The organism is Cellvibrio sp. KY-YJ-3 (assembly GCF_008806955.1).
GTDB lineage: Bacteria > Pseudomonadota > Gammaproteobacteria > Pseudomonadales > Cellvibrionaceae > Cellvibrio.
Window position 1 is genome coordinate 1750001 of record NZ_CP031727.1, and the last position, 19137, is coordinate 1769137.

11 protein-coding genes, 2 tRNA genes and 5 rRNA genes (1 of these 18 running past the window's edge) are annotated in these 19137 nt (G+C 48.8%); 15 read left to right on the top strand and 3 right to left on the bottom strand.

Annotated features, from left to right (window positions below; genetic code table 11):
• The 10 genes from D0B88_RS07375 to rimI form a co-directional block, all read left to right on the top strand.
• A 23S ribosomal RNA gene (locus D0B88_RS07375) occupies positions 1–1922 on the top strand (it extends 966 nt beyond the left edge of the window).
• Between the two features lie 188 nt (positions 1923–2110).
• Positions 2111–2226: ribosomal RNA gene (gene rrf / locus D0B88_RS07380) — 5S ribosomal RNA — on the top strand.
• Positions 2227–2572: 346 nt separating this feature from the next.
• A 16S ribosomal RNA gene (locus D0B88_RS07385) occupies positions 2573–4106 on the top strand.
• Positions 4107–4268: 162 nt separating this feature from the next.
• Positions 4269–4345: transfer RNA gene (locus D0B88_RS07390), tRNA-Ile, on the top strand.
• A gap of 30 nt (positions 4346–4375) precedes the next feature.
• Positions 4376–4451, top strand: a tRNA-Ala gene (locus D0B88_RS07395).
• Positions 4452–4736: 285 nt separating this feature from the next.
• Positions 4737–7624, top strand: a 23S ribosomal RNA gene (locus tag D0B88_RS07400).
• A 188-nt stretch (positions 7625–7812) separates the two neighbouring features.
• Positions 7813–7928 (top strand): 5S ribosomal RNA (gene rrf, locus D0B88_RS07405).
• Together the 16S, 23S and 5S rRNA genes with 2 tRNA genes alongside form the textbook arrangement of a ribosomal RNA operon.
• A 163-nt stretch (positions 7929–8091) precedes the next feature.
• Positions 8092–9642 carry a 2-isopropylmalate synthase gene (locus D0B88_RS07410; RefSeq protein WP_151056216.1) on the top strand — a complete coding sequence of 517 codons (1551 nt, stop codon included), beginning with the start codon at positions 8092–8094 and terminating at the stop codon, positions 9640–9642.
• Positions 9643–9647: 5 nt separating this feature from the next.
• Complete coding sequence (locus D0B88_RS07415; RefSeq protein ID WP_151056218.1) at positions 9648–10433, top strand: hypothetical protein; 786 nt, start codon at positions 9648–9650, stop codon at positions 10431–10433.
• 9 nt (positions 10434–10442) lie between these two features.
• Complete coding sequence (gene rimI / locus D0B88_RS07420; protein ID WP_007646276.1) at positions 10443–10919, top strand: ribosomal protein S18-alanine N-acetyltransferase; 477 nt, start codon at positions 10443–10445, stop codon at positions 10917–10919.
• On the opposite strand, the gene D0B88_RS07425 is transcribed toward rimI, so the two are convergent.
• Together D0B88_RS07425 and D0B88_RS07430 are read right to left on the bottom strand one after the other, a co-directional pair.
• The gene (locus D0B88_RS07425) at positions 10916–11449 is read right to left on the bottom strand and encodes a response regulator transcription factor (protein ID WP_007646278.1); all 534 of its coding nucleotides are present in this window, start codon (positions 11447–11449) and stop codon (positions 10916–10918) included. The two genes, rimI and D0B88_RS07425, sit on opposite strands and share 4 nt — an antisense overlap.
• Positions 11442–12764: an ATP-binding protein gene (locus tag D0B88_RS07430; RefSeq protein ID WP_151056220.1), complete on the bottom strand. Its 1323-nt coding sequence runs from the start codon at positions 12762–12764 to the stop codon at positions 11442–11444. Before D0B88_RS07430 ends, D0B88_RS07425 begins: the two co-directional genes overlap by 8 nt.
• Positions 12765–12946: 182 nt before the next feature.
• On the opposite strand from D0B88_RS07430, the gene D0B88_RS07435 reads away from it, so the two are divergent.
• The 4 genes from D0B88_RS07435 to D0B88_RS07450 all read left to right on the top strand — a co-directional run bounded on the left by D0B88_RS07435 (position 12947) and on the right by D0B88_RS07450 (position 16926).
• The gene (locus tag D0B88_RS07435) at positions 12947–14305 is read left to right on the top strand and encodes an MATE family efflux transporter (protein ID WP_151056222.1); all 1359 of its coding nucleotides are present in this window, start codon (positions 12947–12949) and stop codon (positions 14303–14305) included.
• A gap of 70 nt (positions 14306–14375) precedes the next feature.
• Positions 14376–15953, top strand: coding sequence for a peptide chain release factor 3 (locus D0B88_RS07440; RefSeq protein WP_007646283.1), 1578 nt, complete (start codon positions 14376–14378; stop codon positions 15951–15953).
• A gap of 5 nt (positions 15954–15958) precedes the next feature.
• Complete coding sequence (locus tag D0B88_RS07445; protein WP_007646285.1) at positions 15959–16297, top strand: hypothetical protein; 339 nt, start codon at positions 15959–15961, stop codon at positions 16295–16297.
• 68 nt (positions 16298–16365) lie between these two features.
• A complete protein-coding gene (locus D0B88_RS07450) occupies positions 16366–16926 on the top strand; it encodes a hypothetical protein (protein ID WP_007646287.1) in 561 nt (186 codons plus the stop codon).
• Between the two features lie 92 nt (positions 16927–17018).
• Here the strand turns inward: D0B88_RS07450 and D0B88_RS07455 are convergent, their stop codons facing one another.
• Positions 17019–18098: a TonB family protein gene (locus D0B88_RS07455; RefSeq protein WP_191966544.1), complete on the bottom strand. Its 1080-nt coding sequence runs from the start codon at positions 18096–18098 to the stop codon at positions 17019–17021.
• A gap of 323 nt (positions 18099–18421) precedes the next feature.
• Here D0B88_RS07455 and D0B88_RS07460 point away from each other — a divergent pair, with 323 nt between their 5' ends.
• Positions 18422–19096, top strand: a complete 675-nt coding sequence (locus tag D0B88_RS07460) for a cyclic nucleotide-binding domain-containing protein (RefSeq protein ID WP_007646291.1) — start codon at positions 18422–18424, stop codon at positions 19094–19096.
• Positions 19097–19137 lie beyond the last annotated feature (41 nt).

Consider the following 19137-nt stretch of genomic DNA (forward strand, 5'->3'; position numbering starts at 1 on the left):
CAACAACCCAGACCGCCAGCTAAGGTCCCCAATGTTAGTTAAGTGGGAAACGATGTGGGAAGGCTTAGACAGCTAGGAGGTTGGCTTAGAAGCAGCCACCCTTTAAAGAAAGCGTAATAGCTCACTAGTCGAGTCGGCCTGCGCGGAAGATGTAACGGGGCTAAAACTAGCAACCGAAGCTGCGGCTGCATACTTTGTATGTGGGGTAGGGGAGCGTTCTGTAAGCCGTCGAAGGTGTGTTGAGAAGCATGCTGGAGGTATCAGAAGTGCGAATGCTGACATGAGTAACGATAAGGGGAGTGAAAAACTCCCCCGCCGGAAGATCAAGGGTTCCTGTCCAACGCTAATCGGGACAGGGTTAGTCGGCCCCTAAGGCGAGGCGGAAACGCGTAGTCGATGGGAAACAGGTTAATATTCCTGTACCTCTTTTTACTGCGATGGGGGGACGGAGAAGGCTAGAGCAGCACGGCGTTGGTTGTCCGTGTTTAAGGTCGTAGGCTGGTGTCTTAGGTAAATCCGGGATGCTAAGGCTGAGAACTGATGACGAGTGTTCCTCGGAACATGAAGTGCTTGATGCCATGCTTCCAAGAAAAGCCTCTAAGCTTCAGGTAAAAAGAGACCGTACTCCAAACCGACACAGGTGATCAGGTAGAGAATACCAAGGCGCTTGAGAGAACTCGGGTGAAGGAACTAGGCAAAATGGCACCGTAACTTCGGGAGAAGGTGCACTGCTGATGGTGAAGGGCTTGCCCCGTAAGCTATTGGCAGTCGAAGATACCAGGCCCCTGCAACTGTTTATTAAAAACACAGCACTCTGCAAACACGTAAGTGGACGTATAGGGTGTGACGCCTGCCCGGTGCCGGAAGGTTAATTGATGGGGTTAGCGCAAGCGAAGCTCTTGATCGAAGCCCCGGTAAACGGCGGCCGTAACTATAACGGTCCTAAGGTAGCGAAATTCCTTGTCGGGTAAGTTCCGACCTGCACGAATGGCGTAATGATGGGGGCGCTGTCTCCACCCGAGACTCAGTGAAATTGAAATCGCGGTTAAGATGCCGTGTTCCCGCGGCTAGACGGAAAGACCCCGTGAACCTTTACTATAGCTTTGCACTGAACTTTGAACCTATCTGTGTAGGATAGGTGGGAGGCTTTGAAGTCGAGACGCTAGTTTCGATGGAGCCGTCCTTGAAATACCACCCTGGTATGTTTGAGGTTCTAACGTCGGCCCCTTATCGGGGTTACGGACAGTGTATGGTGGGTAGTTTGACTGGGGCGGTCTCCTCCCAAAGAGTAACGGAGGAGCACGAAGGTGTGCTAATCATGGTCGGAAATCATGAGGTTAGTGTAAAGGCAAAAGCACGCTTGACTGCGAGACAGACATGTCGAGCAGGTACGAAAGTAGGTCTTAGTGATCCGGTGGTTCTGTATGGAAGGGCCATCGCTCAACGGATAAAAGGTACTCCGGGGATAACAGGCTGATACCGCCCAAGAGTTCACATCGACGGCGGTGTTTGGCACCTCGATGTCGGCTCATCACATCCTGGGGCTGAAGCCGGTCCCAAGGGTATGGCTGTTCGCCATTTAAAGTGGTACGCGAGCTGGGTTTAGAACGTCGTGAGACAGTTCGGTCCCTATCTGCCGTGGGCGTTGGAGATTTGAGAAGAGTTGTTCCTAGTACGAGAGGACCGGAATGAACGAACCTCTGGTGTTCGGGTTGTCATGCCAATGGCACTGCCCGGTAGCTATGTTCGGACGGGATAACCGCTGAAAGCATCTAAGCGGGAAGCCTCCTTCAAGACTAGATCTCCCTGGGGCTTTAAGCCCCCTAAAGAGCCGTTGAAGACTACGACGTTGATAGGTCAGGTGTGGAAGCGCTGCGAAGCGTTGAGCTAACTGATACTAATTGCTCGTGCGGCTTGACCATATAACAGAATCGACTGTTAGACGGTTTACGATTCAGGCAGAAAGTAAAACTTATCTGCAACCGGACTTGTACGATACGCAAGCATCCAAAGAATATGTACAGCAAAACTTTGCATTCCACCGCCCTATTTGAGTCAATCGAGGCTGATGTACTACACATCCTAAGACCTCCGAACTCATACCGAATTGCTTGACGACCATAGCAAGTTGGAACCACCTGATCCCATTCCGAACTCAGAAGTGAAACGACTTAGCGCCGATGGTAGTGTGGGGTCTCCCCATGTGAGAGTAGGTCATCGTCAAGCTCTTAAGTCCAAAGCCCCGTCAGCATTGCTGGCGGGGCTTTTCTATTAGTACAAGCCCTTGATTTTAAAAGGGTCAGCAAAGCGAATTTGAGTAAGCAATGAAAGAAAACGCTTGCAGTAGGATAGAAGGTGCGTATAATGCGCCTCCCACGGTTGAGCCGAAGCGCTAACCGGTTTTTTAACAAGACAGATCAAGCAATGCGTGTGGGCACTTGCGGATGGTGATTGGCAACAAGCAAATTATCAGATGAAGTGAACACACAAACAGTAATGTATTTGTGTTTAATAATTCTGAGCACGTTTTAGTTGTTCTATTCGGTTTGCCGACTAGACGACACCTGATTTTAAACTGAAGAGTTTGATCATGGCTCAGATTGAACGCTGGCGGCAGGCCTAACACATGCAAGTCGAGCGCGAAAGTTCTTCGGAATGAGTAAAGCGGCGGACGGGTGAGTAATACATGGGAATCTGCCTGGTAGTGGGGGACAACGTTTCGAAAGGAACGCTAATACCGCATACGCCCTACGGGGGAAAGGGGGGGATCTTCGGACCTCTCGCTATCAGATGAGCCCATGTCGGATTAGCTAGTTGGTGGGGTAAAGGCTCACCAAGGCGACGATCCGTAACTGGTCTGAGAGGATGATCAGTCACACTGGAACTGAGACACGGTCCAGACTCCTACGGGAGGCAGCAGTGGGGAATATTGGACAATGGGCGCAAGCCTGATCCAGCCATGCCGCGTGTGTGAAGAAGGCCTTAGGGTTGTAAAGCACTTTCAGTGGGGAGAAAGGTCATTCACCTAATACGTGAGTGAATTGATGTTACCCACAGAAGAAGCACCGGCTAACTCCGTGCCAGCAGCCGCGGTAATACGGAGGGTGCAAGCGTTAATCGGAATTACTGGGCGTAAAGCGCACGTAGGTGGTTTGTTAAGCTAGCTGTGAAATCCCCGGGCTCAACCTGGGCACTGCAGTTAGAACTGGCAAGCTAGAGTAGGGTAGAGGGGTGTGGAATTCCAGGTGTAGCGGTGAAATGCGTAGATATCTGGAGGAACATCAGTGGCGAAGGCGACACCCTGGACTCATACTGACACTGAGGTGCGAAAGCGTGGGGAGCAAACAGGATTAGATACCCTGGTAGTCCACGCCGTAAACGATGTCTACTAGCCGTTGGGAGCCTTGAGCTCTTAGTGGCGCAGCTAACGCACTAAGTAGACCGCCTGGGGAGTACGGTCGCAAGATTAAAACTCAAATGAATTGACGGGGGCCCGCACAAGCGGTGGAGCATGTGGTTTAATTCGACGCAACGCGAAGAACCTTACCAGGTCTTGACATCCAGAGAACTTTCCAGAGATGGATTGGTGCCTTCGGGAGCTCTGAGACAGGTGCTGCATGGCTGTCGTCAGCTCGTGTCGTGAGATGTTGGGTTAAGTCCCGTAACGAGCGCAACCCTTGTCCTTAGTTGCCAGCGCGTAATGGCGGGAACTCTAAGGAGACTGCCGGTGACAAACCGGAGGAAGGTGGGGATGACGTCAAGTCATCATGGCCCTTACGACCTGGGCTACACACGTGCTACAATGGGCGGTACAAAGGGTTGCCAAACCGCGAGGTGGAGCTAATCCCGTAAAACCGTTCGTAGTCCGGATTGGAGTCTGCAACTCGACTCCATGAAGTCGGAATCGCTAGTAATCGTAAATCAGAACGTTACGGTGAATACGTTCCCGGGCCTTGTACACACCGCCCGTCACACCATGGGAGTGGGTTGCAAAAGAAGTAGCTAGTCTAACCGCAAGGGGGACGGTTACCACTTTGTGATTCATGACTGGGGTGAAGTCGTAACAAGGTAGCCCTAGGGGAACCTGGGGCTGGATCACCTCCTTAAACGATATGCCAACCCGTCTGTAAGTGCTCACACGCATTGCTTGATCGACTGGAATCAATAAAAGATTTGTTAGTCGCTAGTCCCCTAGTGCTTGTCGCTAGACGCCGCGAGTTACTTTGAAAGGTAAGCGGCCGACAACTAGTGTCTACAGACCAGGATATAGGCCTGTAGCTCAGCTGGTTAGAGCGCACCCCTGATAAGGGTGAGGTCGGCAGTTCGAGTCTGCCCAGGCCTACCAACTTCTGTGTTTTGAAGTTCCCTCGAAAAAGGGGCTATAGCTCAGCTGGGAGAGCGCCTGCCTTGCACGCAGGAGGTCAACGGTTCGATCCCGTTTAGCTCCACCACTCTTTTATTGATTAAAGAAGAAGTCAGTCAATTAATGTCTGCTCTTTAAATACTTTGCATTCCGGCTTAAGGAATTGAAAAGTGTCTAAAAGAAAAGAAGTTAATTGACTGGTTTTTACGCCAGATGCTCTTTAACAAGGTGGAATGTAAAGTAATAAATTGCTGATTTATGGATGTCTTGTGTATCTCTACACAAAAGTCCGGCGAATCATACTCATGCGATGCGCTTATTATCGTGAGCGTATCAATGTTGTAAATCGTTAAAGCAGTCGCTTGTGTTATATGGTCAAGCGACTAAGCGCACACGGTGGATGCCTAGGCAGTTGGAGGCGATGAAAGACGTAGGAGCCTGCGATAAGCTCAGGGGAGCTGGCAAACAAGCTGTGATCCTGAGATCTCTGAATGGGGGAACCCACTTACTTTTAGTAAGTATCCTGCAGTGAATACATAGCTGCTGGAAGCGAACCCGGGGAACTGAAACATCTAAGTACCCGGAGGAAAAGAAATCAACCGAGATTCCCTTAGTAGCGGCGAGCGAAAGGGGACCAGCCCTTAAGTGGCTTTGGTGTTAGTGGAACGCTCTGGAAAGTGCGGCGATACAGGGTGATAGCCCCGTACACGAAAATGCCTTAGTCATGAAAACGAGTAGGACGGGACACGTGATATCCTGTTTGAATATGGGGGGACCATCCTCCAAGGCTAAATACTCCCAACTGACCGATAGTGAACCAGTACCGTGAGGGAAAGGCGAAAAGAACCCCTGTGAGGGGAGTGAAATAGATCCTGAAACCGTGTGCGTACAAGCAGTAGGAGCACCTTCGTGGTGTGACTGCGTACCTTTTGTATAATGGGTCAGCGACTTATTGTCAGTGGCAAGGTTAACCGTATAGGGGAGCCGTAGCGAAAGCGAGTCTTAATAGGGCGTCTAGTCGCTGGCAATAGACCCGAAACCCGGCGATCTATCCATGTGCAGGTTGAAGGTTGGGTAACACTAACTGGAGGACCGAACCCACAAATGTTGAAAAATTTGGGGATGACGTGTGGATAGGGGTGAAAGGCTAATCAAGCCGGGAGATATCTGGTTCTCCCCGAAAGCTATTTAGGTAGCGCGTCATGTCTCACCCAGGGGGGTAGAGCACTGTTTGGGCTAGGGGGTCATCCCGACTTACCAAACCCATGCAAACTACGAATACCCTGGAGTGCAATCATGGCAGACAGACAGCGGGTGCTAACGTCCGTTGTCAAGAGGGCAACAACCCAGACCGCCAGCTAAGGTCCCCAATGTTAGTTAAGTGGGAAACGATGTGGGAAGGCTTAGACAGCTAGGAGGTTGGCTTAGAAGCAGCCACCCTTTAAAGAAAGCGTAATAGCTCACTAGTCGAGTCGGCCTGCGCGGAAGATGTAACGGGGCTAAAACTAGCAACCGAAGCTGCGGCTGCATACTTTGTATGTGGGGTAGGGGAGCGTTCTGTAAGCCGTCGAAGGTGTGTTGAGAAGCATGCTGGAGGTATCAGAAGTGCGAATGCTGACATGAGTAACGATAAGGGGAGTGAAAAACTCCCCCGCCGGAAGATCAAGGGTTCCTGTCCAACGCTAATCGGGACAGGGTTAGTCGGCCCCTAAGGCGAGGCGGAAACGCGTAGTCGATGGGAAACAGGTTAATATTCCTGTACCTCTTTTTACTGCGATGGGGGGACGGAGAAGGCTAGAGCAGCACGGCGTTGGTTGTCCGTGTTTAAGGTCGTAGGCTGGTGTCTTAGGTAAATCCGGGATGCTAAGGCTGAGAACTGATGACGAGTGTTCCTCGGAACATGAAGTGCTTGATGCCATGCTTCCAAGAAAAGCCTCTAAGCTTCAGGTAAAAAGAGACCGTACTCCAAACCGACACAGGTGATCAGGTAGAGAATACCAAGGCGCTTGAGAGAACTCGGGTGAAGGAACTAGGCAAAATGGCACCGTAACTTCGGGAGAAGGTGCACTGCTGATGGTGAAGGGCTTGCCCCGTAAGCTATTGGCAGTCGAAGATACCAGGCCCCTGCAACTGTTTATTAAAAACACAGCACTCTGCAAACACGTAAGTGGACGTATAGGGTGTGACGCCTGCCCGGTGCCGGAAGGTTAATTGATGGGGTTAGCGCAAGCGAAGCTCTTGATCGAAGCCCCGGTAAACGGCGGCCGTAACTATAACGGTCCTAAGGTAGCGAAATTCCTTGTCGGGTAAGTTCCGACCTGCACGAATGGCGTAATGATGGGGGCGCTGTCTCCACCCGAGACTCAGTGAAATTGAAATCGCGGTTAAGATGCCGTGTTCCCGCGGCTAGACGGAAAGACCCCGTGAACCTTTACTATAGCTTTGCACTGAACTTTGAACCTATCTGTGTAGGATAGGTGGGAGGCTTTGAAGTCGAGACGCTAGTTTCGATGGAGCCGTCCTTGAAATACCACCCTGGTATGTTTGAGGTTCTAACGTCGGCCCCTTATCGGGGTTACGGACAGTGTATGGTGGGTAGTTTGACTGGGGCGGTCTCCTCCCAAAGAGTAACGGAGGAGCACGAAGGTGTGCTAATCATGGTCGGAAATCATGAGGTTAGTGTAAAGGCAAAAGCACGCTTGACTGCGAGACAGACATGTCGAGCAGGTACGAAAGTAGGTCTTAGTGATCCGGTGGTTCTGTATGGAAGGGCCATCGCTCAACGGATAAAAGGTACTCCGGGGATAACAGGCTGATACCGCCCAAGAGTTCACATCGACGGCGGTGTTTGGCACCTCGATGTCGGCTCATCACATCCTGGGGCTGAAGCCGGTCCCAAGGGTATGGCTGTTCGCCATTTAAAGTGGTACGCGAGCTGGGTTTAGAACGTCGTGAGACAGTTCGGTCCCTATCTGCCGTGGGCGTTGGAGATTTGAGAAGAGTTGTTCCTAGTACGAGAGGACCGGAATGAACGAACCTCTGGTGTTCGGGTTGTCATGCCAATGGCACTGCCCGGTAGCTATGTTCGGACGGGATAACCGCTGAAAGCATCTAAGCGGGAAGCCTCCTTCAAGACTAGATCTCCCTGGGGCTTTAAGCCCCCTAAAGAGCCGTTGAAGACTACGACGTTGATAGGTCAGGTGTGGAAGCGCTGCGAAGCGTTGAGCTAACTGATACTAATTGCTCGTGCGGCTTGACCATATAACAGAATCGACTGTTAGACGGTTTACGATTCAGGCAGAAAGTAAAACTTATCTGCAACCGGACTTGTACGATACGCAAGCATCCAAAGAATATGTACAGCAAAACTTTGCATTCCACCGCCCTATTTGAGTCAATCGAGGCTGATGTACTACACATCCTAAGACCTCCGAACTCATACCGAATTGCTTGACGACCATAGCAAGTTGGAACCACCTGATCCCATTCCGAACTCAGAAGTGAAACGACTTAGCGCCGATGGTAGTGTGGGGTCTCCCCATGTGAGAGTAGGTCATCGTCAAGCTCTTAAATACAGAACGCCCTGCAGATATCTGCAGGGCGTTTTTTTTGCTGATTTTTTCATAGTCTTTTTTCATTTTATTATCTAAAAATTCGATCCGAGGTTCGCACACTAATTTTCCGATGGCTGACGTATAATTAGCCAATAAATTTCATGGGATTTTTTTATGAGCAGCAAAGACAAACTGGTGATTTTTGATACTACTTTGCGCGATGGAGAGCAAAGTCCCGGTGCTTCTATGACCCGAGATGAAAAAGTTCGCATTGCAAAAATGCTTGAAAAAATGCGTGTTGATGTCATTGAGGCTGGTTTTGCGATTGCCAGCCCTGGTGATTTTGAGTCGGTACGTGCGGTTGCCGAAGTAATAAAAGATTCAACTGTATGTAGTTTGGCGCGTGCGGTGCAGGGAGATATTGAGCGTGCAGCGGAAGCTATCAAACCGGCCAATTCAGGGCGTATACATACCTTTATTGCCACATCTCCCATTCATATGAAATACAAGCTGCAAATGGAGCCGCCCAAAGTATTAGAGCAGGCTGTTGCAGCGATTAAACTAGCGCGTCAGTTTACCGATGATGTTGAGTTTTCACTTGAAGATGCCAGCCGTTCAGAATTCGAATTCATGTGCCGCATTATTGAGTCAGTGATTAATGCGGGGGCGCGAACGATTAATTTACCCGATACCGTTGGTTATGGTGAGCCTGGAGAATATGGCTTACTGTTTCGCCGCTTGATAGAAGCAGTTCCTAATTCTGATAAAGCGATTTTCTCTACCCACTGTCACAACGATTTGGGCCTTGCCGTTGCCAATTCACTCTCTGCAGTTATGTATGGTGCACGGCAAGTCGAGTGTACAATCAATGGCTTGGGAGAAAGAGCGGGTAATGCTGCACTTGAAGAAATTGTAATGGCAGTGAAAACGCGCAAAGATTTAATGCCCGTTGAAACAAGTATTGATATAAGCCACATAGTGCCAACCTCGCGTCTGGTTTCAACGATCACCGGTTTTCCGGTGCAGCCTAACAAGGCAATAGTGGGTGCAAATGCTTTTGCACATGAGTCGGGAATTCATCAGGATGGTATTTTAAAGCATCGCGAAACCTACGAAATTATGCGCGCGGAAGATGTAGGTTGGAATACCAATAAATTGGTTTTGGGCAAACACTCAGGGCGCGCTGCGGTGAAAGCTCGATTTGAAGCCTTGGGTATAAGTTTTGCGGATAGCGATGCGCTCAATAATGCGTTTGCCAAGTTCAAAGAGTTGGCTGATAAGAAACATGAAATTTTTGATGAAGATTTACAGGCATTGGTTAGCGCTTCGCAAACTCACGAACTTGTTGATGTTTATGAATTTCAGGCTCTAGAGATTCACTGCAAAACGGGGCAGAACCCTAAAGCATCGTTGCAATTAAAGGTAAGTGGAGAAAGCCTATCAGTAGCGTCTACTGGTTCAGGCCCTGTTGATGCTGCATTTAAAGCGATTGAGACTTTGGCGAATAGCGGTGCCGTATTGCAGCTCTACTCTGTCAATGCGATTACCCAGGGTACGGATTCCCAAGGTGAAGTCACGGTTAGGCTTGAACATCGAGGCCAGATTGTTAACGGTGTGGGAGCGGATACCGATATAGTTGCTGCTTCGGTTAAGGCTTATGTGCATGCATTGAACTTGCTCGTATCGCGCGGTGCAAAAGCGCACCCACAGCATGGTGGAATTTAAAGACAATGGCGAATGAGCTGCAACGGCAAGCTTATCTTTCTGCGCTAGGCATAGAAAATTACATGCCGCGCATGATATTACCTTTTGCTCCGCCATCGGTTGTTTGTGAACTGCCTATTTCGGCAGAGGCGCAAGTGCCTTCGTTATTGCAAGATAAGTTCGCGCCAACTTCTTTGTCCTCCATAACATTAACGCCGTTAGCCGCGCCCGTCGGCAATAGTCTCGCATCTGAAATTCTTGCCGATGTGGCACCCGTTAAAAAATTAACTGTACCTATTAATGCAGCTAGCATTCTTGATCAGTTTGAAACCAAAAAAGCACCTGTTATTGAGCCATTTGCATTGAGCTTATGGCGCCCTGCACCCGGTTTTTTGATTGTCGATTCGCGCAATTCCAGTTTGGCTCTACCAACAGAATTATTGTTGAATAATTTGTTGCGCACATTTTTACCAACGATAAAACCTGATTTGCGCGAAGAGGTCATGCGTTGGCCGATGATTGAAAACCGATTTGTTTCGCGCACAGCCGATGACGCGCGCAATGAATTGCAAACCTGGCTCGCCGTAGAGAACGAGTTGCGCCCAATTAACAGATTGTGGTTGATGGGGGACAACGCCGCTCGTTATTTGTTGGATGCCGAAATAAAACCTGCAGATGTCTATTGGCAGGAACATGTGTTGAACTCTACGGGAACTGGTGTGAATTCGCTGCGCGCCATTATTTTGCCGAGCTTGGTGGAATTGTTGCAGCAGCCCCGTCTTAAGGCTCATTTTTGGGCGAGCGTTAAATAGATTTATTTCATGAATGATATTCCACATTTTGTTACTTACACTGGTCTCGAACTTTGTTTGCGTGAAATTACTGCGGCGGATATTCCTGCCGTTATGCAGTTGGAGCGCAGTGCGCATTCACATCCCTGGCGGCAATCCAGCTTTGAGGACTGCTTGAAAGGGCGGCAAAAATGTTGGCTGGCAGAGACCAAAAACACCCTGGTAGGTTATGTTGTTGTCACTCATGGTGGCGGTGATGCAGAGCTATTGAATTTGGCTGTTTCGCCCGCGTTTCAACGCAAAGGTATCGGCCAGTCTTTGCTGGAATACGCCACGCAATGTGTGGCAGGCAAGGCAGATATGCTTTTTCTTGAGGTGAGGGTGTCCAATCAAAAAGCGATTGAACTCTATTCCAAAGCAGGTTTTTTTGAACTGGGTAATCGCAAAAATTATTATCCCACCGCCAATGGACATGAAGATGCTTTGCTTATGGCGCGCCAGCTTTAGTGTTTTACCGGGCGCTTCTGCAATTTGCGTTGTAAGGTTCGACGATGCATTCCCAATGCCCGTGCCGTAGCGGAAATATTCCCCGCATTTTCTTGTAGCACACGTTGTATATGTTCCCATTCCAGTCGATCAACTGAAATTGGTGAGTAATCTATATCTACCGTAAACGATGACTCTTCAGTATCAAATGCTGCCAGTATTTCATTTGCATCGGCGGGCTTGCACAGATAATTAGTTGCACCGAGTTTGACTGCCTCTACTGCAGTAGAAATACTTGAATATCCTGTGAGCATTACAATTACCACATCCGGTTGGCGCAATTTGAGTTCGCGAATAAATTGCAAACCAGAATCCGCTCCTAATTTCAAATCGACAATCGCGCGCTTGAAATGGAACTTTTCTAATAACTGTAATGCATCGCTAGGGCTATTCGCCGCTTCGCACAATAGGTTACGGCGCTCCAAGGCCCGTGTTAATAGGCTGGCGAAGGTGATGTCGTCATCCAGAATGAGAAAGTCCCGGTTATTCATCGTGGTTGCTCGCAACGGATGGCGGTTTAAGCGGAAGTACCAGTTCGGTAATTGCGCCGCGTACAGCTCGATTGTACAAACGTACTTCACCACCGTAACGATTAATAGTGGTTTGTGTCAGCAGCAAACCAATGCCCATCCCTTTATTTTTTGTCGATACCACACTTTTCCCAAGGTGCGCTTGTACCTCCTTATTAATGCCCGGTCCTTCATCGGTTATCGTCCAATAAAGTTGTTGTTTATCCCAGTGAATATCAATCTGAATATTTGTCGGGCTTGCATCGGCGGCATTATTCAACAGATTTAAAATTGCTTGTGCAATGGTCGGGTGAAATTGGCATTCTACAGATACTTGGTTATTGGCCAGATGAATTTGTGCGATGACATCGGGGCGCATCAGTTGCCAGTTTTCCAATAGGTTTTTACAGTAGTTATCGACGGGTTCTTTGGCGACTTGGCCATCTTTGGTTTGTTCGGCAGTGGCGATTAAATTACGCAAAATTGTTGAGCAGTGAGCCACTTGGTCTTGTAGTAGCACTAAGTCTTCTTGTAGATGTGTATTGCTTTGGTATTCATCGCGTAGCTCATTAAGCAGTAATTTCATGCTGGATAATGGTGTTCCCAGTTCATGCGCCGTTCCGGCCGCAAGGGTTGCGACAGCCATAACCTGTTCGTCGCGCAGTTGGTCTTCACGCCAGCGATTTAATTGTGCTTCTTGCAGACGTAAATCACGCGCCATTTTCACGACGAAATAAGTAATGAGTCCGGCACTGATAAAAAAATTCAGCCACATTCCCAACGCATGTAAGTTCAAAGAATCTCCACCATGATGCTGGTGTGGCGCAAGTGCGGGTAGAGGAATATTAAAAAATAACAAGATGGAATAACTGATAATACTGATTGTGGTAATACTCAATGTGTAGCGATTGTTTAACGTGGCAGCGGAGATGCAAATGGGTACTAAAAAATAAGAAACAAAGGGGTTATTGGCACCGCCGCTAAAATAAAAAACGGCACTTAAGCAGGCGAGGTCAATCAATAGCTGGATAAAAAACTCAATATCAGTAACCGGTAGCTTTTGTCGCAAGCGCGAAAAAGTTAACAAATTCACACTGGTTAATATTACCAGCGCAATAAGTATTTCTGTAAAAGGTAGATTGATTGAATCTCGCCAAAGACAAAACAGGGCGGCAATACCTAAACAAATTAAAACGAGCGTACGGATAATTACCCAGTAGCCAAGATGTTGGCCGTGGTCAGCGAGGGTAAATGGTGCCCGGTTGGTGGTAGCCGATTTAGGATTGTTGGAATTCATTGCTCGATCGCTGGCTGTTGCCACAATGTGTTTGGCGATTATAGCGCTAAGGGGCGCAATAACCGATTATCCCTTGCCGCGTGCGACACTTTGTCGCAGCTTTAACAACCGCAAGCGCGGGGCAGCAAGGGGACTGGTGTATACTGCACGCCCATTTTTGTTCCGCGCATTTGGCAGTTTTTATGGCGACACCCCTACAGGCAACCCTTACCGAAGGGCGCGTTCCCGAACAATTAAAAAGTTTGGCGTTGCCCTTGGTTTGGGGGCTGATGGCAACTATGTCGCTCAATGCTATAGAGACTTTTTTTATTGCCCAATTAGGGCGCGAGCCCCTTGCGGCACTCAGTTTTACTTTTCCGGTCATTATGGTGCTCACCAGTCTCGGCATTGGTCTTGGTGCGGGTACTTCCTCCGCGGTAGCACGTGCGATTGGCGAGGGTGATCCACACAAAGCCAAGCGCCTGGCAACCGATGCCATGAGTCTCACCTTTATTATCTCCGCCAGTGTGTGTTTACTCGGCTGGGTTACGCTGGAACCGCTGTTTCTCGCCTTGGGCGCTACGCCCGATTTAATCCCGCTCATCCGCTCTTACATGTCGATCTGGTATTTCAGTGCCCCTTGTTTAATGGTGCCGATGGTGTGTTTGTCCGCCTTGCGGGCGATGGGTATGAGTCAGGTGCAGGGCTATTTGATGGGGGGCGCAGCGCTATTGAATGTACTGCTCGACCCGCTGTTGATCTTTGGTTTACTTGGGTTTCCAGCGCTGGGATTACAGGGCGCAGCATTGGCGACATTAATTACCCGCGCGCTGATGTTGGTGGTGGCGCTCTATATATTGCACGCGCGCGTACATATGCTGGTGACCCCATTCTTGCCTTGGCAGAAATTAAAATCGTCGTGGATGGCCATTATTGAGGTGGGTGTGCCAGCGATGTTTGCCAATGTCATCATTCCGTTTGCCAGTGCAATAGTGGTTGCGATGGTAGCTGCGTACGGCACCGATGCGGTTGCCGCACTGGGCATTGCGATGCGCATAGAACCTTTGGCATTGATAGTGTTTTATGCCCTTTCGGGAGTAGTTGGGCCATTTTTTGGGCAGAATTACGGTGCAGGTCGCGTAGAGCGATTACAGGAAGCCTTGCGGGTACTGACGGTTTTCTGCCTCGCATTTGGTTTGGGGTTGGCATTATTGCTGGGTATTTTGGGGGCGGAGATTGCCCGCCTATTTGGCGATCACCCCGAAGTTGTCAGCATCACTGCCGCTTATTTTATGATTGTGCCTATCAGTTATGGCGCCTATGGGTTGGTGATGTCGGTCAATGCGGCCTTTAATGGTTTGGGGCGCCCCTGGCCGACAATGATTATTTCCTCGGGACGCGTCTTTTATATTTATTTGCCACTTGCCTGGTTGGGGCAGCATTGGTGGGGCATGATTGGTATCTTTATTGCCACTGCATTTGCCAATCTCGGCCTCGGTATTTGGGCTTGGTGCTGGCTCAAAACACATATCCAACAGCAGACCCTGCTCGCTGAGGCCTAACGCGCGCAAGCTTGCGTAACAGGTTATAATTTCCTCATCTTTTTCTTCATTTTTAACACGCGATATTTCTATGATTAATTTAACTGCTGAACTGGCAAAGCGCCGTACCTTTGCCATTATTTCTCACCCCGACGCCGGTAAAACTACTGTCACCGAAAAATTATTGCTCTGGGGTAACGCCATTCAGTTAGCCGGTTCGGTTAAAGGTAAGCGCGGCCCGCACGCCAAATCTGACTGGATGACTATGGAGCAGGAGCGCGGAATTTCCGTAACCTCATCGGTAATGCAATTTCCCTATAAAGATCGCATAGTCAACCTGCTTGATACTCCCGGCCACGAAGACTTCTCGGAAGATACTTATCGCACACTCACTGCGGTGGACTCGGTGCTGATGATGATCGATGGCGCAAAAGGTGTAGAAGATCGCACTATTAAATTGATGGAAGTCTGCCGCCTGCGTGACACACCCATTCTCACTTTTATCAACAAAATGGATCGTGAAAGTCGCGATGCGGTTGAGCTGCTGGATGAAATTGAAAACGTACTAAAAATTACTGCTGCGCCCATCAATTGGCCTTTGGGGAGCGGCAAGGAATTTGTCGGCGTCTATAATTTTTATACTGATGTGATTCACGTTTATCAGCAGGGCATGGGGCACACAATTCCCGATGATATTCAAATCAACGGGTTGGATAGCGACGAGGCTACCAAACTGCTGGGCAGTTACGCGCAGGATATTCGCGATCAAATTGAATTTGTGCGCGGTGCAACCCATCAGTTTGATTTGGATGAATATTTGGCGGGGCGTATGACGCCGGTATTTTTTGGTACCGCACTGGGTAATTTTGGTGTGCGTGAAATGCTGGATGGCTTTGTCGAGTGGGCACCAACCCCGCGTGCGCGTGCAACCCATGAGCGTTTGGTTGAGCCGGCGGAAGAAAAGTTCAGCGGTTTTATTTTTAAAATTCAGGCGAATATGGATCCAAAACATCGCGACCGCATCGCCTTTATGCGCATCTGTTCCGGCACTTATTCGCAGGGCATGAAAATGAAACATGTGCGTTTAGGGAAGGATGTAAAAATTGCCGATGCAGTAACCTTTATGGCGGGCGACCGCAGTGCAGTGGAAGAGGCAATTGCTGGCGATATTATCGGTTTGCACAACCACGGCACTATCCAAATTGGCGATACCTTTACCGAAGGGGAGAGCCTCAAGTTCACCGGTATCCCTCACTTTGCGCCTGAATTGTTTCGTCGCATTCGCTTGAAAGATCCGCTGAAAATGAAACAGCTGCAAAAAGGCCTGCAGCAATTATCGGAAGAGGGTTCGACCCAGGTATTTTTCCCGGTTAACAATAACGATATTGTGGTTGGCGCTGTGGGTGTACTGCAATTTGAAGTGGTGGCCTATCGTTTGAAGGATGAATACAAAGTGGAAGCTATGTATGAGCCAGTGAATGTGACCACCGCGCGCTGGTGTGACTGCGATGACACCAAAAAGCTGGAAGAATTTAAACGTAAATGCGCCGAGAATCTCGCGTTGGATGGCGGCGGTCACCTGACCTATCTCGCACCGTCGCGGGTAAATCTATCCTTAACCCAGGAGCGTCACCCCGAGGTAGTGTTCCGCGCAACCCGTGAGCACTAATTAGTATGCTGGCGTTTGTCATTACTCTTGCTGTGTTTTTAATGGTAATGGCGGTTTTGCTCTGGGTAAAAACGCCACATTATTTAATGACAAAGGCCGATGTAATTGCCCTGTTACAAAAGGTATTGGTTGGTCAGGCGAGTGAAAATGAATGGGCGATTTTTTTATCCAGCTCGTTTCGCCACTGTCCTCCTCTTGAAACTATTCGCACGGCCTGCGCGGCTATTGATGAAACGGAATATCTCGGTCATACCCGGGCCGGATTTTTATTCAGTGAACCCGGCTTGGCGCAGCTGCGTGCTATTCTTCAACAGGTTGAAGCATTAGATATTGATGTCAGGTAGCATGGGCGCTTGCTCGCCCATACTGCGCTAAATTGTGCGACTATTTTTAACCAACTGCAGGTTCTACTGTGACAATAGCCTCTGACAACAAGGACCTTATCTGGGATCTCGATGCTTTTAACCAGCGGCAACGCGCGGTTGATTTCGTTATGGGGTTCGAAAACAGACTGTGTGTTTACTCAAGCTCCGTAGAGCAACTCTATACCAACTACAATATTTTCTTCCCAAAGGAAGAGGAGCGTAAGTTGGTGATTTTGCCCAACCCTTACGCACCGCACGACACGTTTAATGGCATCCCTGAATCGGCAGTGACACCAACGGGTATGGAGATTATTCCCGGCATTTATCAATCCCGCCCGTGTTTGTTTTTACGTATTCCATTTCGCAGCGGTACTGTTAAATATCGAGCAGTACCCTTACAAATGGGGTTGAATATTGTTCGTCAGAAGTTACCTCCTAATAAGCCCTTATTGCCGGTATTAATGAAGGGAGACCTGCGCGAGTTGGACGCATCAACCCCTTGTTTGCATTTGCACGCGATTCATTTGGATCGTTTAACAGAGCATTCCGGGTTGGAACGATCGGGAATTCATAAGGTGATTGAGCAGCGTTTGCGTCAGTTGAGCTAATTATTTTCAGCCTGAGATATAACTAAAAAAGCCACCTTGAGGTGGCTTTTTGTTGTGTGCTTATGGCGATTTTATCGCGCTACACTCCTGAATCAGGGGAGGGCCCAGCGCATGGGGACGCTGAATTCAAAACGAGTCCCTGAGATGGCTTCTGGCAATGCAGGAAAGGGCGCTGAACGTTTGATTGCTTCCAGTGCTTCTCTATTTAACAAGTCGTATTGGCTGCTCTCAATAATACTACTGCTAATCAAGTTTCCATCGCGATCAACCACAACAGCCACCCGCACGTTACCCGCTTGATTGCGATCTAATGCACGTTGAGGATATTTGGTTTTGGTGCGGATTTTCTTAATTGAATCCGATACGTAGAACTGGCGTGCCAAGAGTGTTTGTGCGGTGAGTGCAGGGCCTTCATCCTCTTCCTCTTCGGCAACAGGTGTTGAAACCGGTGCAGCAGCTGCAGGTGCACTTGATGCCGCTTGCGCAATTACCGGGGCTGCTGATGATTTGCTTACGCTACTCTTTTGTGCAACTGGCAAAGGTATATCCAGTTTAGGTTTATCGATAGCAGGTGCATCCAGCTTGGGTACTTCTGCTGGTGCTTGCGCTGCAGCAATCGGCTCCACGGCGGGGAGTTTATTATTCCAGGCATTAATTTCTGCTGCGCGATTTGCTGCAGGTGCAATAGCGGCAAATCGGCCACGTAAGCCAGCGTCGACATCACCAACTTTTAACAGGCTATCGCGATAATCAGATGACAGCGGTACGTTGCCAATCCAGGTGGCCAGTAACATATAAAAGAAGGACTCATCTTCGATCTTGCCCAGTTCAATATTATTCAGGTTGACCGATATTCCAGCGCCGGGTGCACTTGCGATTACAACGTGATCGTCTTTTTGTAAGCGTCCCTTGAACATATTGTCAAAAAGTACAGTATTGTCTGCCTGCGCCATTAATTCATCGGCTTTACTGTTCACGGCAAGCCCTTCAATCCACAAGCGGCTGAACCGACGTGCAGTGATGCCTTCAGGGGTAACTATTTTTAATTCCATGCGCATGGGCTGCGAGTTTCTCAACAGGGTGCCTGCATCATTGCTCAGCGACTCCGAAAAGAGCGCGCCAATAAAAACTTCACGGCCAAGTTCCTGGTGAACCCCCACACCATTTAACATTGGCTCTGCATGTAGAAATTGACTCAGGGTTGCCAGAAGGAGGCCGGGCAATACGCGTAAAAGGTGGCTCAATCGCATAGTGGTACAACTCTCTATTAATGAGACTTTATTGTCTGTGGTTAATTTATTCTTTAGTAGCTGTTGCTGCCGTTATTATAAGTACGTTTGTATGATATAGAAAAATGAACAAGGAGCGAACTGTGTAAATGAGATGTCTACCGTTGTTCTGCCTCTTTTCAGTAGTATGATGCCCTTTCTATAAAGGTGATATAAGCTGGTAGCCCTATCGGCAAGTAAAGACAAATACACAGTGACACGGGTCAATGATGGAAACGAAGCCTATACATAAATATCCTAAAGCTACCCTGGAGCATTTACTCTCAGGAATCTCATTTTTCAAAGCCGTTCGTCAGCAAGACCCTAAGCAATTTGATTTGCTAGTTCAAGCATCCCGCATCGTTTCTTACCTGCCCGGTGAAATAGTGGTGCAAAAAGGTGAACAAAGTAATTGGTTGTATTTTTTGTTAAAGGGCAAGTTGGCTGTTTACGTCGATCAGCCTCTGCAAAGTGATCTGGTGAATTATGTAACACCGGGTGAAGTATTTGGTGATCTGGCGCAGTTAGTTGGCCAACCACGCACCGCTACTATTATTGCAGATCAAAGCGCAAAAGAATCTACCGTGCTCGCATTGGACATTAATGTGTTTGGCCCCCTCAATGCAACCAGTCCCATTTCACGTGCAACTAAATTAGTCTATTACCGTAATATGGCGCACAATCTGCGGTGGAAATTGGAAGTCTACCGCTCGCAGCATTTGCAGCATGTGCTAGCCAACAGGCATCGCCAGATAAAACTTTATCACGGCCCTAAAGATACATACGAAGAGCTATTGTCTCTCTTTGAACAATCGAAAGCCTTGGCAATACTGCTCATTGAGTGGAATAAAGAGTTCGGTGTGCTCTCTGCCGAGGCGCTGCAACAACCGGGGCCGGTGTAAACGAGATACTGCTCATCCCGTTACCAAAGCCCTCGGGCAAA

Excerpts from the sequence above, each read along its gene's own strand:
- D0B88_RS07430 (WP_151056220.1), bottom strand. The coding sequence starts at position 12,764 with ATGAATTCCAACAATCCTAAATCGGCTACCACCAACCGGGCACCATTT.
- D0B88_RS07460 (WP_007646291.1), top strand. The coding sequence starts at position 18,422 with ATGATGGAAACGAAGCCTATACATAAATATCCTAAAGCTACCCTGGAG.
- D0B88_RS07435 (WP_151056222.1), top strand. The coding sequence starts at position 12,947 with ATGGCGACACCCCTACAGGCAACCCTTACCGAAGGGCGCGTTCCCGAA.
- rimI (WP_007646276.1), top strand. The coding sequence starts at position 10,443 with ATGAATGATATTCCACATTTTGTTACTTACACTGGTCTCGAACTTTGT.
- D0B88_RS07455 (WP_191966544.1), bottom strand. The coding sequence starts at position 18,098 with ATGTTAAATGGTGTGGGGGTTCACCAGGAACTTGGCCGTGAAGTTTTT.
- D0B88_RS07425 (WP_007646278.1), bottom strand. The coding sequence starts at position 11,449 with ATGAATAACCGGGACTTTCTCATTCTGGATGACGACATCACCTTCGCC.
- D0B88_RS07410 (WP_151056216.1), top strand. The coding sequence starts at position 8,092 with ATGAGCAGCAAAGACAAACTGGTGATTTTTGATACTACTTTGCGCGAT.
- D0B88_RS07445 (WP_007646285.1), top strand. The coding sequence starts at position 15,959 with ATGCTGGCGTTTGTCATTACTCTTGCTGTGTTTTTAATGGTAATGGCG.
- D0B88_RS07440 (WP_007646283.1), top strand. The coding sequence starts at position 14,376 with ATGATTAATTTAACTGCTGAACTGGCAAAGCGCCGTACCTTTGCCATT.
- D0B88_RS07415 (WP_151056218.1), top strand. The coding sequence starts at position 9,648 with ATGGCGAATGAGCTGCAACGGCAAGCTTATCTTTCTGCGCTAGGCATA.